The 13,720-nt window shown below is 43.8% G+C and carries 12 protein-coding genes; 7 read left to right on the top strand and 5 right to left on the bottom strand.

From position 1 onward, the window contains the following. Positions 1 to 8: 8 nt before the first annotated feature. A complete protein-coding gene (gene glnE, locus ACHZC4_RS07360) occupies positions 9 to 2,882 on the bottom strand; it encodes a bifunctional [glutamate--ammonia ligase]-adenylyl-L-tyrosine phosphorylase/[glutamate--ammonia-ligase] adenylyltransferase (RefSeq protein ID WP_394753185.1) in 2,874 nt (957 codons plus the stop codon). A 415-nt stretch (positions 2,883 to 3,297) separates the two neighbouring features. On the opposite strand from glnE, the gene ACHZC4_RS07355 reads away from it, so the two are divergent. Next, positions 3,298 to 3,879, top strand: coding sequence for a hypothetical protein (locus ACHZC4_RS07355; protein WP_394753184.1), 582 nt, complete (start codon positions 3,298 to 3,300; stop codon positions 3,877 to 3,879). Between the two features lie 50 nt (positions 3,880 to 3,929). Here the strand turns inward: ACHZC4_RS07355 and ACHZC4_RS07350 are convergent, their stop codons facing one another. Next, positions 3,930 to 5,744, bottom strand: coding sequence for a cytochrome c peroxidase (locus tag ACHZC4_RS07350; protein ID WP_394753183.1), 1,815 nt, complete (start codon positions 5,742 to 5,744; stop codon positions 3,930 to 3,932). Positions 5,745 to 5,954: 210 nt separating this feature from the next. On the opposite strand from ACHZC4_RS07350, the gene ACHZC4_RS07345 reads away from it, so the two are divergent. Further along, positions 5,955 to 6,170 (top strand): DUF2905 domain-containing protein, encoded by a 216-nt coding sequence (locus ACHZC4_RS07345; RefSeq protein ID WP_394753182.1) that lies wholly within the window; start codon positions 5,955 to 5,957, stop codon positions 6,168 to 6,170. Positions 6,171 to 6,229: 59 nt separating this feature from the next. Here the strand turns inward: ACHZC4_RS07345 and gmk are convergent, their stop codons facing one another. Continuing rightward, on the bottom strand, positions 6,230 to 6,850 hold the full coding sequence (gene gmk / locus ACHZC4_RS07340; protein WP_394753181.1) for a guanylate kinase: 621 nt from the start codon (positions 6,848 to 6,850) through the stop codon (positions 6,230 to 6,232). Positions 6,851 to 6,860: 10 nt separating this feature from the next. Further along, complete coding sequence (locus ACHZC4_RS07335) at positions 6,861 to 7,727, bottom strand: YicC/YloC family endoribonuclease (RefSeq protein ID WP_394753180.1); 867 nt, start codon at positions 7,725 to 7,727, stop codon at positions 6,861 to 6,863. A 48-nt stretch (positions 7,728 to 7,775) separates the two neighbouring features. Between ACHZC4_RS07335 and ACHZC4_RS07330 the strand changes: the two genes are divergently transcribed. The 5 genes from ACHZC4_RS07330 (at position 7,776) to ACHZC4_RS07310 (ending at position 12,054) form a co-directional block, all read left to right on the top strand. Beyond that, positions 7,776 to 8,675: a serine/threonine protein kinase gene (locus ACHZC4_RS07330; protein WP_394753205.1), complete on the top strand. Its 900-nt coding sequence runs from the start codon at positions 7,776 to 7,778 to the stop codon at positions 8,673 to 8,675. A gap of 63 nt (positions 8,676 to 8,738) precedes the next feature. Continuing rightward, entirely contained in the window at positions 8,739 to 9,461 is a 723-nt protein-coding gene (gene rph, locus ACHZC4_RS07325; RefSeq protein WP_394753179.1) for a ribonuclease PH, read from the top strand. Beyond that, a complete protein-coding gene (rdgB, locus tag ACHZC4_RS07320) occupies positions 9,458 to 10,066 on the top strand; it encodes an RdgB/HAM1 family non-canonical purine NTP pyrophosphatase (protein WP_394753178.1) in 609 nt (202 codons plus the stop codon). Before rph ends, rdgB begins: the two co-directional genes overlap by 4 nt. Before the next feature lie 3 nt (positions 10,067 to 10,069). Next, the gene (locus ACHZC4_RS07315) at positions 10,070 to 11,110 is read left to right on the top strand and encodes a phosphotransferase enzyme family protein (RefSeq protein ID WP_394753177.1); all 1,041 of its coding nucleotides are present in this window, start codon (positions 10,070 to 10,072) and stop codon (positions 11,108 to 11,110) included. Positions 11,111 to 11,124: 14 nt separating this feature from the next. After that, the gene (locus ACHZC4_RS07310; RefSeq protein ID WP_394753176.1) at positions 11,125 to 12,054 is read left to right on the top strand and encodes a hypothetical protein; all 930 of its coding nucleotides are present in this window, start codon (positions 11,125 to 11,127) and stop codon (positions 12,052 to 12,054) included. 14 nt (positions 12,055 to 12,068) lie between these two features. Here ACHZC4_RS07310 and dbpA read toward each other — a convergent pair whose 3' ends face one another. Then, positions 12,069 to 13,457: an ATP-dependent RNA helicase DbpA gene (gene dbpA / locus ACHZC4_RS07305; protein ID WP_394753175.1), complete on the bottom strand. Its 1,389-nt coding sequence runs from the start codon at positions 13,455 to 13,457 to the stop codon at positions 12,069 to 12,071. Positions 13,458 to 13,720: the final 263 nt, after the last annotated feature.

The raw sequence follows: 13,720 nt of genomic DNA, 5'->3' as shown, positions 1-13,720 counted from the left end.
TCATGTGTTTACTCCATAAAAGTGTGCCAAATGTGCTCCACTTTCAAACTTAGTTCAGTAACTTGTGCCTCATCAACAATAGCGGTATCACCTTGCAAAGCCAGTTTATGACTTTGATCGCGATAAGTGCAGTAAGCAGTTTTTAGCGTTTTGGCGACATCAGGAGCCATAAAACCCTGAGCTTGCAATGTGTCCAGCAATCTGACGTTATCAGTGTAAGTAGTTAATGCGGTGCTTTTTGCTGCCAGCGCCAATACTGCGAATTGTACTATAAACTCAATATCAGCAATACCGCCTTTGCTTTGTTTCAGGTCAAACTTGTTGATTTCTTTTGTTGCCAAGTGCTCGCGCATTTTTTGCCGCATGTCGCGCACTTGTTTTTTTAATGCAAGCGTATCTCGCGGTAAACTTAATATACGCTGTCTTATGGCTTCATAATGGGTTTTTAAATGAATGTCACCGGCGATAAATCGACCCCGCACCAGGGCTTGATGTTCCCATGTCCAGGCTTCATTTTTTAAATAGTTTTCGTAAGACTCGATATGGGTAACCAGCAAGCCGGAATCGCCATTTGGCCTTAAGCGCATGTCGACTTCATAGAGTATGCCAGACAATAATTTGGTATCGAGAATATGCTGTACTTTAAGCCCCAATCGACCATAAAACTGGGCACTGGAAATGGGTTTTGCACCGTTAGTCATGGCATTGCCGTCTTGGCAGGTGTACAAAAATACCATATCCAAATCTGAGCTATAACCCAGCTCTATTCCGCCCAGCTTGCCAAAACCCACTACTGCAAATCCGGTTACCGAGCTGTTATCCTGGCAATCCAGCGGATAGCCATGCTTGTTAATCAGCATCCGCCAGGCGCAGTTTACGGCATGAGCCACAATGGTTTCGGCAATCCAGGTCAAATAATCACTGACCACCATAATGGGGATTATACCCATGATATCAGCGGCGGCCACACGCAATAATTGCTGTTGTTTGAAATGGCGCAGTACATTCATCAGCCGCTCTTCGTCGTCACTATCAACATGAGATAATAAAGCGGCTAGCTGGGCATCCAGATCGGTTTTGTTGAGCGGCTCAAATAAAGTTCGTGGATCGAGCAGGTCATCAAATAATATCGGGTAGCGTGATAGATAATCACCAAACCATGGGCTGGCCGATAATAATCTGAGTAATTGCGCCAAGGCGTGAGGGTTTTCAGCCAATAACGATAAGTACACGTTTCTACCCGCTACCGCCTCAAATAAAAGCAAGGTGCGTTTTAAAGTTTCATCGGGATTTTTGGTGTCTGGCAAGGCTTCAATTAATTGTGGCATTAAACGATCAAGTACACCCAAGCCCTTAGTTGTTAGGCGCTTAAGCGCAAAAGAGTTTTTAAAGTGTTTAAGCGTGATCAAGCTGCGTTCGCAATCTTGAAAGCCATAACCTGCCAGATACTGTAACAACTCAGCATCATCTGCTGCACACAGCCAAAGCTTTTGGCTATTTTCTTGTTGTGTTTGTTTAGATACCGAAAATACCTGGTCGAACACGGCCTGTACTTGCGCCCTGACCGCATCCAAAGCTTGTTTAAAGCTGTGCCAATCTGCATAATCCAGTGAGTAGGCCAGAATCTGTTGTACGTTGGAATCAGTTGGTAAATCGTGGGTTTGTTTATCTTGATATTGCTGGATATGGTTTTCGGCACGGCGTAAAAATTGGTAGGATTGCTTTAATTGGGCGGCATCTTCGGGTGTTACTAAATGCAGTTCACCCAGCAGCGTTAAGACATCAATAATACCGCGTGTTTGCAGTGTTTTTTCACTGCCGCCACGGATCAATTGAAAGGCCTGGCCGATAAACTCAATTTCGCGGATACCGCCGGGACCAAGTTTAATATTTTCCATGCGGTCTTTACGGCGCAGTTCCTGGCTGATTTGTAGCTTTAATGAGCGCAGCTCCTCAAACGCACCGTAATCCAGATAACGCCGGTATACAAAAGCTGTGAGCATAGCCATCAGTTGTTTACCAGTATCAAAATCTCCAGCGACTTGACGGGCTTTAATCATGGCATAACGTTCCCATTCTCGTGCCTGAGTTTGGTAATAGATTTCCATGCCATCAAAGGTCATGATGATGGCGCCGCTGTCACCGTAAGGTCGTAAGCGAATATCGGTACGAAACACAAAGCCGTCAACCGTGATTTCATCCAATACCTTAATCAAGCTTTTGCAAACACGGGTAAAAAATTCCCCATACGTGGTGGCTTTTCTATCCGGTAACTCGCCGTCTTGCAGATAGGCAAAGATCAGGTCAATGTCTGAAGAGTAATTAAGTTCATAAGCACCGAGTTTGCCCATACCTAACACGATCATTTGCTGAGGTTGACCGTTGGGCAACAAAGGTGTGCCAAATCTTTCACACGCTTGTTGGTATACAAAAGCCAGGGCTGATTGAATACAGGCATCGGCAAGCTGGGACAAATCCATTAAGGTTTCATCCAGTGTTGCCCAGCCGGCCAAATCTCGCCAGGCGATCCGCACCATTTCTCTGCGCCGGAACTGCCGTAATTCTGCCATTAATTCCGCTTCGGTGCTTGCGGTGTGGTGAGTTAAGGCCTGGGTATAATGACCGGATAAGTATTGCGCTAATAAATCGCCTGAGTTGAGCAAATCGATTAGCATTTCCGGTTTGCGTGTGCAGCTTTCGGCGACAAACTGGCTGCTGCACCAGACTTTGGCCAGTGATGATTTGAAGGCTCCTGATTCAGGAACAATCAGTCCCAATTCGGAGGCATGTTGATACCAATCATTTAAAGCATTAATTACGCTAATGCGTAGCAGCTCAGGCAATGTGTTGGCTTCGGTTTCGATAAAATGAATAGCAGACATATCAATCAGATTAGACCTAGGTATGGGATATTTTTAACAAAACTGCCCAGGTGTCCTACTTTTTGCATCGAAAAATAGAACACCTGCATTATTGCTAATTAACAGTTTACCCCTTAGTTTATGCAATGAACGACAGCTTATTTTATTCTCAGCCAGAGCTCAATGTGTTACAACATCACAGCCATCCTAAAAAACCTGGCAAAGAATATTAAGTTGAGCTTTAGCTTTATGGCTATTGCATATTAAAATGCTGATTTTCTAGCTTAGTACGTTGTACTATAAGCCGATAATTGGTATTTTTACCTCATTAATAATAGATAACACCCATCTCCAAACCGTAAAAGTAAGCGAAGTGGTGTAAACACAGAAAAATAAGAACAAACGATAATAACAATAATTATAAAAGGGAGGAGATATGTCGCCCGCTATCCAAGAAAAATTCTATTCTTTTTTGCCGTTGTTGCGGCTTTATGCCAAGTTTCTGGCAATTTTGTCGTGCCTATTTTTTGTTGTGGCCATTATAGGGCAATGGCATTCTGGACGCTTTCCGGCCTGCGGTAACTTAGCCTTTGCGGTACTCATCCCGATGATGGCGTTTGTTGTTATTGCCATTTTAGTCTTGTTATCGGATTATCTTTATCCTTTAAAAATTAGTGCTACAGGGCTGTACAGTTACAATTGCCTAGGTTGTTACCAGGCCGTTACCTGGAAGCAAATTGTCTCAGTGGAAGAAGGCGAAAGATTTGGCCTAAAATGTTTATATGTAGACACTAACACTGTGGAATATCAATTTATTGTGCCGCTTTATTTACACGATTTTAATGGTTTTTGTCTTACTGTTGAGCAATACGCAGGTAACAACAATCCATTAGCTATGGCACTAAAAAACATTGCTGATCAAAATATGGCTGAACAAAAAAATAAATGTTCGCCAAAACTGTTCAAAAAAATACCACTGTTCTTTGGTTTTTATTTGGCAAGAGGAGAAAAAGAGTGATTTTTTGGTTCTTTTCCCTTTGCTAGAGATAAAGAGGGCTATAAGACTCGCTATTGCATATCACCTATGGGCGCAGTTTGGGCATCCTCCATCAATTCTTGCACGTTATTGCCGGTTAGCTGGTTTAAAAAATGTTCAAGGTCTTGCGTTTCTTCAGGGTTTAAATGCAAAGGCTTAATGAGCGGATCAAGGTTTTCATTAGCGACACCGCCTTGGTTATAAAAAGCAATCACATCTTTTAAGCTAGCCAGACTGCCATTGTGCATATACGGTGCTGTTAGGTTAATGTTACGTAGCGATGGGGTTTTATATTTCCAACGATCTTGCGGGTCTTGGGTGATTTCATAACGTCCCAAATCGTTGCTTTTGGTTTCTGATACCGAATCAATCAGCTTAGCATCCACCTTCACAAAAACATCAGGTGCAAGCTGCACATTCTGCTTGGTATCCTTGCTCACCATGGCATCCTGATAGCCAACTCCGGTATTGTGCAAGCCATTATCGGTAAACAGTGCATATTTATCAGCAATCGTATGACATTGTGAGCAGCCCGCCTTGCCGGTAAATAATTGCAATCCACGTTGTGCTTTTTCATCAAGGGCCTGTGTGTCATGGCCGTATTGCCAGCGGTCAAATGGCGAATTGGCCGAATTCAACGTGCGTTCATAACTGGCCAGCGCCATGCCCACTGTCTCCATGCTAGCGGGTTTTTTAAAGGCTTTTTGGAACAGTCCCGCGTAGTCTGTGCTGTTATTAATTTTGTCGATAACATAGCCAATAGACGGATTGGCCATTTCGTTATGGGTGAGCAATGGCAGCCACACTTGCTGTTCCAGTTCGGTTTCACGGCCATCATGAAACAACAGCGTAAAATATGCGCTGTTATATAAAGACGGACTATTGCGCCGTACCGTGCGACCTTCTGCACCGACAGCAGTCGCCATTTGGTTGTTGGTAAAGCCTTGATCGGCAATATGGCACATAGCGCAAGACATCGTATTATTCAGCGACAGGCGGCGATCAAAAAATAGCTTTTTCCCCAAGCTGATTTTTTCCGGACTGATGGGATTATTCTTAGGGAAGGGTACGGGTGGTAAACCGAGCGGTGGATGACGCACAGTCTTTAACGCATCGATTTTTTTAGGCTGGGTTTGTGGCGTTTTAACGGATGGTTTAGGTAGCAGGCTTTTAATATCATTAATTAAAATATCAGGGTGTAAAAACGACAAGCTGTAGATGTTCCGAATTTGCTGATGTTCATCAATCAGATAAACACGTAATACATGCGAAAAGGTGCCGGTGTCATGGCCTTTGTCATCATAAATTTTTTGAATATTTTGCTGATAAGCCGTAAGGATGGGGTTTAATTCTTGCTCGGAACGGGTGGTTAAAAAATCCCATTCGAGTACACCCTGTTTCAGGCTTTCGCCGTAGTGCTTCATTTGCGTGGGTGTATCGTGTTTGGGGTTAAAACTTAAGGTCAGCAGGCGTAACTTTTTGGCCAGTTCGGGTTCTTTTTGTAAACGGCTGTTAATTTTGTGTAACACCGTAGTGGCTAACGGGCAGCCATTGACATCACTGCAGGTTGCATAAATAAAACTTAGTATGACAATTTTGTTCGAACCTTTGGACTTGCTGGCCATTAAGGTGTGCAAAGTAGTGTCGTGACCTTCGACATCTAATACCTTGCCATCTTGCGCTTGGCCTAATAGTGGCAGGGTATAGCTATCGGGTGGTGGCGCGGTAAATTGCAGATCACCATAGCCTGGTGCTAGTGTGGGTGTGGGCAATTCTGCGCAATTTACTGTGCTGGCCAGTGCTGTCAATAAGAGTCCGCAAAAGGCTTTTAAAAATTGTTGACGCATTATATTTATTTGCTGTGCAATACGAGGGATTAAGATTTTACCTGATTCCACTAGACGATGTGTTGTATGGCATTGATCAAAATTAAAATGATGTGTGCCAACCATTATCTTATGCCATTGCCTGATAGAAAAAAGGCTTAACTCTATCGGGTAATCTTATTGGAATAATATTGTCCATCTTTCAGGTATGTTATGAACAGAGGAATTATTATGAGCACAGGAAAAATGATTATAATTCTTGGGATTGCGTTAGTTATGATGGGGCTGGTAATCAGCTATGCGCCTTGGCTGGTTAACTGGTTTGGTAAATTGCCGGGTGATATTCGTATTCAAAATGCAAAAAGTTTTGTATTTATCCCGCTTGTATCTATGTTAATTGTGAGCGTTATCTTAACAGTGGTTATCAATTTATTTTTTCGAAGATGAAGCTGGACAAGATGGGCTGCGCTTGGCAACCCAACTTTAGACGTTATGGTTAACAGTTGTTAACTTCCAGACAGCAACGATGTCAGCATTACCTTTAAACGGCAACGCTGTTTTTGTAAAGTTAACCGATGAGTAATAAGAATGCTTTTTAATTCCAACAACGCCTGATCAAATACCTCGTTAACAATTAAATAATCAAACTCGGCATGGTGCTGCATTTCCGTTACGGCATCACGCATACGCCGAGCAATGGTTTGTTCGTCATCTTGAGCACGGTTGTTAAGACGTTGTCGTAAAACATCTGTTGACGGCGGCAAAATAAAAATAGAAACGCTGTCAGGAAATATCGTTCTTATTTGTTGAGCGCCTTGCCAATCAATTTCCAGTATTACATCCAGGCCTTGAGCCAGATTATCTTCGACCGTTTGTTGGGCTGTACCGTAGAAATTATCAAAAACCTGGGCATGTTCCAAAAACGCTTGTTTTTGCAGCATGGCTTCAAACTCAGGCAGTGAAACAAAATAATAATCCTGTGCCTCCGTTTCACCAGGACGCGCCTGTCTTGTCGTGTGAGAAATTGAGACGATCAAATTGTCCAGCGTTGCAGCCAACTGTTTAACCAAGCTGGTTTTTCCGGCACCGGAAGGTGCGGAAATAATATAAAGAGTGCCAGTATTCATAACAAGTAGGTTATTCGATATTTTGGATTTGCTCACGCATTTGCTCAATAAGCACTTTAAGCTCAATCGATATGCGTGTCATTTCTTTATCATTTGATTTTGAACCAATAGTATTGGCTTCGCGGTTTAGCTCCTGCATTAAAAAATCCAGGCGTCTACCGGCAGCTTCCGGTTGTGTTAACGCTCTTAACACTTCAGTGATATGGGTATTTAACCTATCCAACTCTTCAGCAATATCCAGCTTTTGCGTTAAAATCACCAATTCCTGTTCTAACCGGTCAAAATCGGGCTGAGCGACTAATTCAATTATTCTGTCTTTCAAACGAATACGTACCAGTTGCAGTACTTCTGGCATACGTTGTTCTGCCAGCATGACAAGGCTGCGCATTTTTGCACAACGCTCCTCAATAAGCAGCTTAAGTTGAGCGCCTTCGCGTTGACGTGTAGCCACTAAGCTTGTTAAAGCCTCAGTAATCATGCGCATAACGCCTTCGTTAAGTGATCCACTATCCACATCCGGTTCTTGCTGAATACCTGGAAAAGCCAAAACATCCAAAGCAGAAAATGCCAAAGCACCAGACATCTGTTGTTCAATTGCTTGCGTTGCTTCAAGCAAGGCAATAACGGCATCTGGATTTACGTAAAAGCTCTGTCCCGATTTAGTTTGTTTTTTGCAATTTACTGTGCATTCAATTTTACCGCGATTAATTTTTGCACTGATCGCGGAACGCATTTCCACTTCAAGAAAACGTAAGCGGTCGGGAAGTTTTAAAGTAATATCGCAATAACGGTGATTTACCGAGCGAATTTCACAACTGACGGTCAAATTACCCAGTTCAGTTTCAGCACCCGAAAATGCAGTCATACTTCTTATCATTTTTAACCTATAATTGTAGAGGCCTATTAACGCCAAACACACACCATGATGGCTGAATACTACGATCCTGAAACTTACCCCCAACAATGGAATTATCTCCAAACGGGCATCATTATAGACCAGTATATGATCGAGCGGGAATTGGCGCACGGTGGATTTAGCTCGGTTTATCTGGCAAGACAAACGGCTGATCAAATTCAGGTGGCCATTAAAGAATATTTACCCCGAAAATTAGCGCACAGAACCTGGAATAATGTCGTTGTTGCCAACAGCGAAGAAACAAAAACCCTATTCTTACGTGGGCGTGCCTTGTTTTTTGAAGAAGCCAAAGTTTTGGCGACCTTAAAACACCCCAATATTGTGGAAGTTATCGGCTTTTTTAAAGCCAATTCCACTGTTTATATGGTAATGACCTATGACTATGGCATTACTCTCGATAAATTATTAACCCAGAAACACGTCAGTGTATCTTTGGAGTTTTTATTGCCTCTGCTGACCACGCTATTAGATGGCGTTGCGCATATTCACAGCGAAAATCTGGTGCATCTGGATATTAAGCCCGCCAATATTTTGGTGCGCCCAGGCTATGATGCCTTATTACTGGATTTTGGCGCTATTCAAAGCTATCCGAGTAAAGTGTCGAATAAAAAAAGTACCGTGGTATCGCAAGGCTATTCGCCTGTTGAACAATATAACCAAAATGCCCAGTTTGGGCCGTGGACGGATGTCTATGCTATTGGTGCTTGTATCCGTGCATGTCTTGATGGCAGAACTCCGCTTGATAGCGTAGCCCGGTTAAAAAAAGATACGCTGCCGCCCGCCGTAAATGCGTTAAAAGGCAAGTTTCCTGAGTATTTTCTTAAAGTGATTGACTGGGCTATGGCGCTGCATCCCCAGGATCGCCCGCAAACGGTTGTCCAGCTGAGACAAGCCCTTATAAACGTTTGATTAGGGCTACCGTAGCGTATTAGTTCAGGTATACTGGCCAACTTTAATTTAAGTGGGAACATCATGAGACCGAGTGGACGCAATCCAGATCAACTTCGAGAAATAAAATTCACCTGTGGCTTTACCCGCCACGCAGAAGGGTCGGTGCTGGTTGAATTTGGCGATACCCGCGTGTTGTGTACCGCCAGTGTTGATAGATCCGTACCGCGATTTTTAAAAGGCAAAGGCGAAGGCTGGGTTACCGCCGAGTACGGTATGTTGCCCCGCTCAACCCATAGCCGCATGGGACGTGAAGCCAGCCAAGGCAAACAAGGCGGTCGTACCATGGAAATCCAGCGTTTGATTGGCCGCTCATTACGTGCGGCGGTGGATTTAAAAGCCTTGGGCGAACATACCGTCACCATCGATTGCGATGTTTTGCAAGCCGATGGCGGTACCCGCACCGCAGCCATTACCGGCGGCTTTGTGGCCTTGTCGTTAGCGGTAAACACCATGCTTAAGAAAAAACTCATCAAAACTAATCCTTTGCATGGCCACGTGGCTTCAGTTTCTGTGGGCATTTACGAGGGCGTACCGGTATTGGATCTGGATTATGCTGAAGATAGCAGCGCAGAAACCGATATGAACGTGGTGATGAATGACGGTTCGGCTTTTATTGAAATCCAGGGCACTGCCGAGGGCCATGCGTTTAAAAAATCCGAGCTGGACGCCATGCTGAGCTTAGCCGAGCACGGTATTAGTATTTTGTTGGAAAAGCAACGCGCGGCTATAGACGGGCATCAATGATATTGGCGACACAGCACACTATAGTCCTGGCCAGCGGTAATCAAGGCAAAGTCAAAGAGTTTCAGGCTATTTTGCAAGATAATACTATTCGGCCACAATCCGAATTTGGTGTGACCGAATGTGAGGAAAGCGGTGTTACCTTTATAGAAAATGCCCTATTAAAAGCCCGAAATGCGGCATTACATTGCCAGATGCCTGCGATAGCGGATGATTCTGGCTTAGTGGTTGATGCTTTGGGCGGCGCTCCTGGTGTTATCTCCGCTCGCTATGCAGGCGTGGGGGCTAGCGATCAGGACAATAACACCAAATTGTTACTGGCACTTAAAGACTTCCCGATCGAACAACGCAGCGCCCGTTTTATCTGCGTTCTGGTGTATCTGCGACATGCTAACGATCCATGCCCGATCATCGCGCAAGGCAGTTGGGAAGGTCATATTGTCGATCATGCAGCGGGTGATAACGGTTTCGGTTATGATCCCATTTTCTGGGTTCCCGAACAGCAATACACATCTGCACAATTACCGCCCGCCGTTAAAAATGCCCTCAGCCACAGAGGACAAGCATTAAATATGCTCATGCGTTTGTTAAAAACTTCAGGACTATAGCCCATGACTGCCTTGTTAAATATTGCCCAACAATTTGCCAAGACAGTCAGGGAAATAACACCTCTCGGCAATGGCCTGATTAATGATACGTATCGGGTAATAACCGATACGCACAGTTTTGTATTGCAGCGTATCAATCGTCAGGTGTTTGCTCATCCTGAGCAAATCATGGCTAATCTGATTATGCTAAATCAGCACATGCAGCAAAAAGCCCCTGTGGACGTAAAATTACAAATTCCCGTTATTTTAGCGATTAGCGATGGTGCGATTTTGTATCAGGATGAAAATCAGGATTATTGGCGCGCATTAACGTTTATTGAAAAAACCGAAAGTCTGGAAGCGATAAGAACCTTAGCCGATGCCGAACAAATTGGTTCTGCGTTGGGGCATTTTCATTATTTACTAAGCGATCTTTACCCAGGCTTATTACAAGATACGCTACCCGGTTTTCATATTGCCCCCGATTATCTTAAACATTATCAAAAGATCAGCTTAGACACTGAACCAAAAGCGAATCGCTATTGCGCCGAATTTATCGACAAATTTCAGTCGCTAGCAGAGGATCTAGAAAACGCAAAACAGCAGGATCTGTTGACTGTGCGCATTATCCACGGTGATCCAAAAATTAATAACTTTCTGTTCGATACCAGCAGCCAGCGTATTGTCAGCTTGATTGATCTTGATACCGTAAAACCCGGCTTAGTGCATTACGATATTGGTGATTGCTTGCGCTCTTGCTGCCATGACATGAATACCAACCGCTTTAATCTGGACATTGCTGTCGCCATTTTAAAAAACTATCTGGCCGAAGCGGCAGCATTTTTTACTGAAGCCGATTACCAGTATTTATACCCTGCCATAAGACTGATACCTTTTGAATTGGGCATACGTTTTTATACTGACTATCTGGAAGGCAATCGTTATTTTAAGGTCACTGATCCCGAACAGAATTTGCACCGCGCCGTAGCGCAGTTTAATTTGTGTGAAGACATTATGGGTAAGGAAGCGGTTATAACCCAGTTGATTGCCGAATTAAAACCGTAATGTCGCCTGTTGACATGAATAAAGAATCTTATACTTTTGAACAAATTCACATCGAAGTAGCGCGTAACGCGTCTGATGATTTCAATTTGTTCCACGATAAACATAAATGGTTACAGATTACCCATAACCCATTTAAAGGCCCCATTGTATTAGGTTATCAACTCAATACCCTGATTGAATACCAAATGCGGCTTTACCGTGCAGCGCATCATGAAGACCAGGTGATTGCCGAAAATAATCTGCGTTTCAGTAATTATCAAATTACCTTTGTTAATGCCGTTCGCCCACGCACGCCCGTTTATCTCGATATAAAAAAAACCCTCATTAGCACTATTCCCACGCTGACACTGGGCAATCGCATTGCCCTGAAATCTGATGGCAAAACCGTGTTATTGGGCTTTAAAAAAGAAACCTCCGAGCCGTTATTTTTAGCGGGTATACCACTTGATAATTTACCTGATCTAAACGGCGTTCCAGACCGCACAACTGTTCCGGGAACAGATTATTTTCTTAAACGTAAATATGTCAATAACGGTTCGGCTAAAAACTTTCTATCGGGGTCTTTTGCAGAACAAGCCGATTATTTTGATGAGGTATTACAGTTTGCGCATTATCCGGAAATATTTCCGTGCAGCTTAACGTCTGGTGCTTTGCTGGAAAAAGCGCAGTTAGAAAATCATGACTTTAAGCGCAACCCCATGGTCTACACCTCGCATGAGATTTCAGTAGACCGGCACTATGTCAGTCAGCTTAAAAATAACGACACGCTGAACATTCTGGTTCAACAAGTGCCTGAATCGCCTGCAAATACTTTAAACCAAACCAATATACGCCTTAGAACTTATCACTGTTACGGGTTGCTAGAGAATAATGCCGTGCTATTCAGGTTAACGATGAACCTTGTGCCTTTGGAAGAAATACTCAAGAATCTTGCACAAAAATAAGTTTGTTAAAAAAATTATCCCCATTGCGATTTACGTACGTTAAAGTTACGTCCCTTTATTTTGCCGTTTCTTAAACAGATCAGCGCATTATCGACACTGTTGCGTTTTATGGCGACATAGGCATGATTATCAAAAATATCGATTTTACCCACTTCGCTACCTGCAATACCTTTCTCGCCGGTTAACGCACCCAATATATCCCCCGGACGCACTTTATCTTTACGGCCACCGTCTATCCATAAAGTCACCATCGGCGGTACCAGTTGGTGTTCGCTGGTCATTTTAAACGGCGCAACTTCATCCCATTGTGCAGAAGACTTTTGATAGTCTTCAATAGCTTTAACGCGGGGCAGTTCCTGCGGCGTACACAAGCTTAACGCCAAGCCCTTATTACCGGCACGACCTGTGCGACCAATGCGATGGACATAAATTTCTGGATCCCACGGCAGCTCAAAATTAATCACTGCCTGTAATTCTTTAATATCCAAACCACGCGCGGCCACATCGGTGGCCACCAAAATGGAGCAGCTTTTATTGGCAAAACGCACCAAAACCTGATCGCGATCTTTTTGCTCCAGATCACCATGTAAGGCCTGCACAGAAAACCCGTTACGCTCCAAGCCATTGGCAACCTCATGGCAATCTTTTTTAGTATTACAGAATATTACCGTGGATTCTGGTCGATAATACGCCAGAAGATAGCCCATCGCATTGGTTCTATTGTTTTTCTCTATCTGAAAAAAACGCTGCTCGATAGCGTCTTCCTGATGGCCTTCCTCAATGCTGACGGTAACCGGATTGCTCTGAAATTTCCGGCTCAGTTCCCGGATCGGGTCGGCAAATGTGGCAGAAAACAGTAAGGTTTGCCGTTGTTTTGGTGCATACGAAATCACCTCTGAAACTGCTTCTTCAAAACCCATGTCCAGCATACGGTCGGCTTCATCCAATACCAGTATTTTTAAGCTATCCAATATCAAGTTGCGCTTACGCAGATGTTCCTGCAAACGCCCCGGTGTGCCGACAACAATATGCACACCATGATCCAGAGATTCCGCTTGCGGACGAGCTGGCGTGCCGCCGCATAAGGCCAGAACCTTAATGTTTTGGGTGAACCGGGCTAGCTTGCGAATCTCGTTACAGACCTGATCGGCCAGTTCGCGGGTTGGGCACACCACCAGTGCTTGCACTCTAAAGTTAGTCAAATCTAGCGCAGATAATATGCCGATACCAAAGCAGGCGGTTTTACCGCTGCCGGTTTTGGCTTGTGCAATCACATCTTTGCCGTCAAGAATAGACGGCAAACTTTCGGCCTGAACAGGTGTGAGCTGGGTATAACCCAGAGATTCTATATTTTCAAGCAGGGCAGGGCTTAACGGTAATGAGGAAAATTTAACAGTGTTCACAGAGGACTCTTAATCAGCGAATGCCGACGAATTGTCTGCATTCAATAGTTTATGATACCAGATGCCAGTCATTTGAGAGAACTGGGCATTTTTTAAGCACGGTAAAAGCTGCCGTTCAAAAGGAGGTTATTTCCAAATTTGGCATAAAAAATGAGTCCGGTCTAAGCGTTGTCATGCGTGTTCTATTGTAAATTCGGCAACGGTTGAAGAATGAAGAAAGATTTTTGATTTAAGATCGGTTTAATATTTCGCAACTATTGTCT

The organism is Crenothrix sp., assembly GCF_043729335.1.
Lineage (GTDB): Bacteria > Pseudomonadota > Gammaproteobacteria > Methylococcales > Methylomonadaceae > Crenothrix.
This window is presented reverse-complemented; position numbering and strand designations above follow the sequence as displayed.

Bases quoted from the DNA above. Each gene is read 5' to 3' on its own strand.
- glnE (WP_394753185.1), bottom strand. From the start codon at position 2,882: ATGTCTGCTATTCATTTTATCGAAACCGAAGCCAACACATTGCCTGAG.
- ACHZC4_RS07355 (WP_394753184.1), top strand. From the start codon at position 3,298: ATGTCGCCCGCTATCCAAGAAAAATTCTATTCTTTTTTGCCGTTGTTG.
- ACHZC4_RS07350 (WP_394753183.1), bottom strand. From the start codon at position 5,744: ATGCGTCAACAATTTTTAAAAGCCTTTTGCGGACTCTTATTGACAGCA.
- ACHZC4_RS07345 (WP_394753182.1), top strand. From the start codon at position 5,955: ATGAGCACAGGAAAAATGATTATAATTCTTGGGATTGCGTTAGTTATG.
- gmk (WP_394753181.1), bottom strand. From the start codon at position 6,850: ATGAATACTGGCACTCTTTATATTATTTCCGCACCTTCCGGTGCCGGA.
- ACHZC4_RS07335 (WP_394753180.1), bottom strand. From the start codon at position 7,727: ATGATAAGAAGTATGACTGCATTTTCGGGTGCTGAAACTGAACTGGGT.
- ACHZC4_RS07330 (WP_394753205.1), top strand. From the start codon at position 7,776: ATGGCTGAATACTACGATCCTGAAACTTACCCCCAACAATGGAATTAT.
- rph (WP_394753179.1), top strand. From the start codon at position 8,739: ATGAGACCGAGTGGACGCAATCCAGATCAACTTCGAGAAATAAAATTC.
- rdgB (WP_394753178.1), top strand. From the start codon at position 9,458: ATGATATTGGCGACACAGCACACTATAGTCCTGGCCAGCGGTAATCAA.
- ACHZC4_RS07315 (WP_394753177.1), top strand. From the start codon at position 10,070: ATGACTGCCTTGTTAAATATTGCCCAACAATTTGCCAAGACAGTCAGG.
- ACHZC4_RS07310 (WP_394753176.1), top strand. From the start codon at position 11,125: ATGAATAAAGAATCTTATACTTTTGAACAAATTCACATCGAAGTAGCG.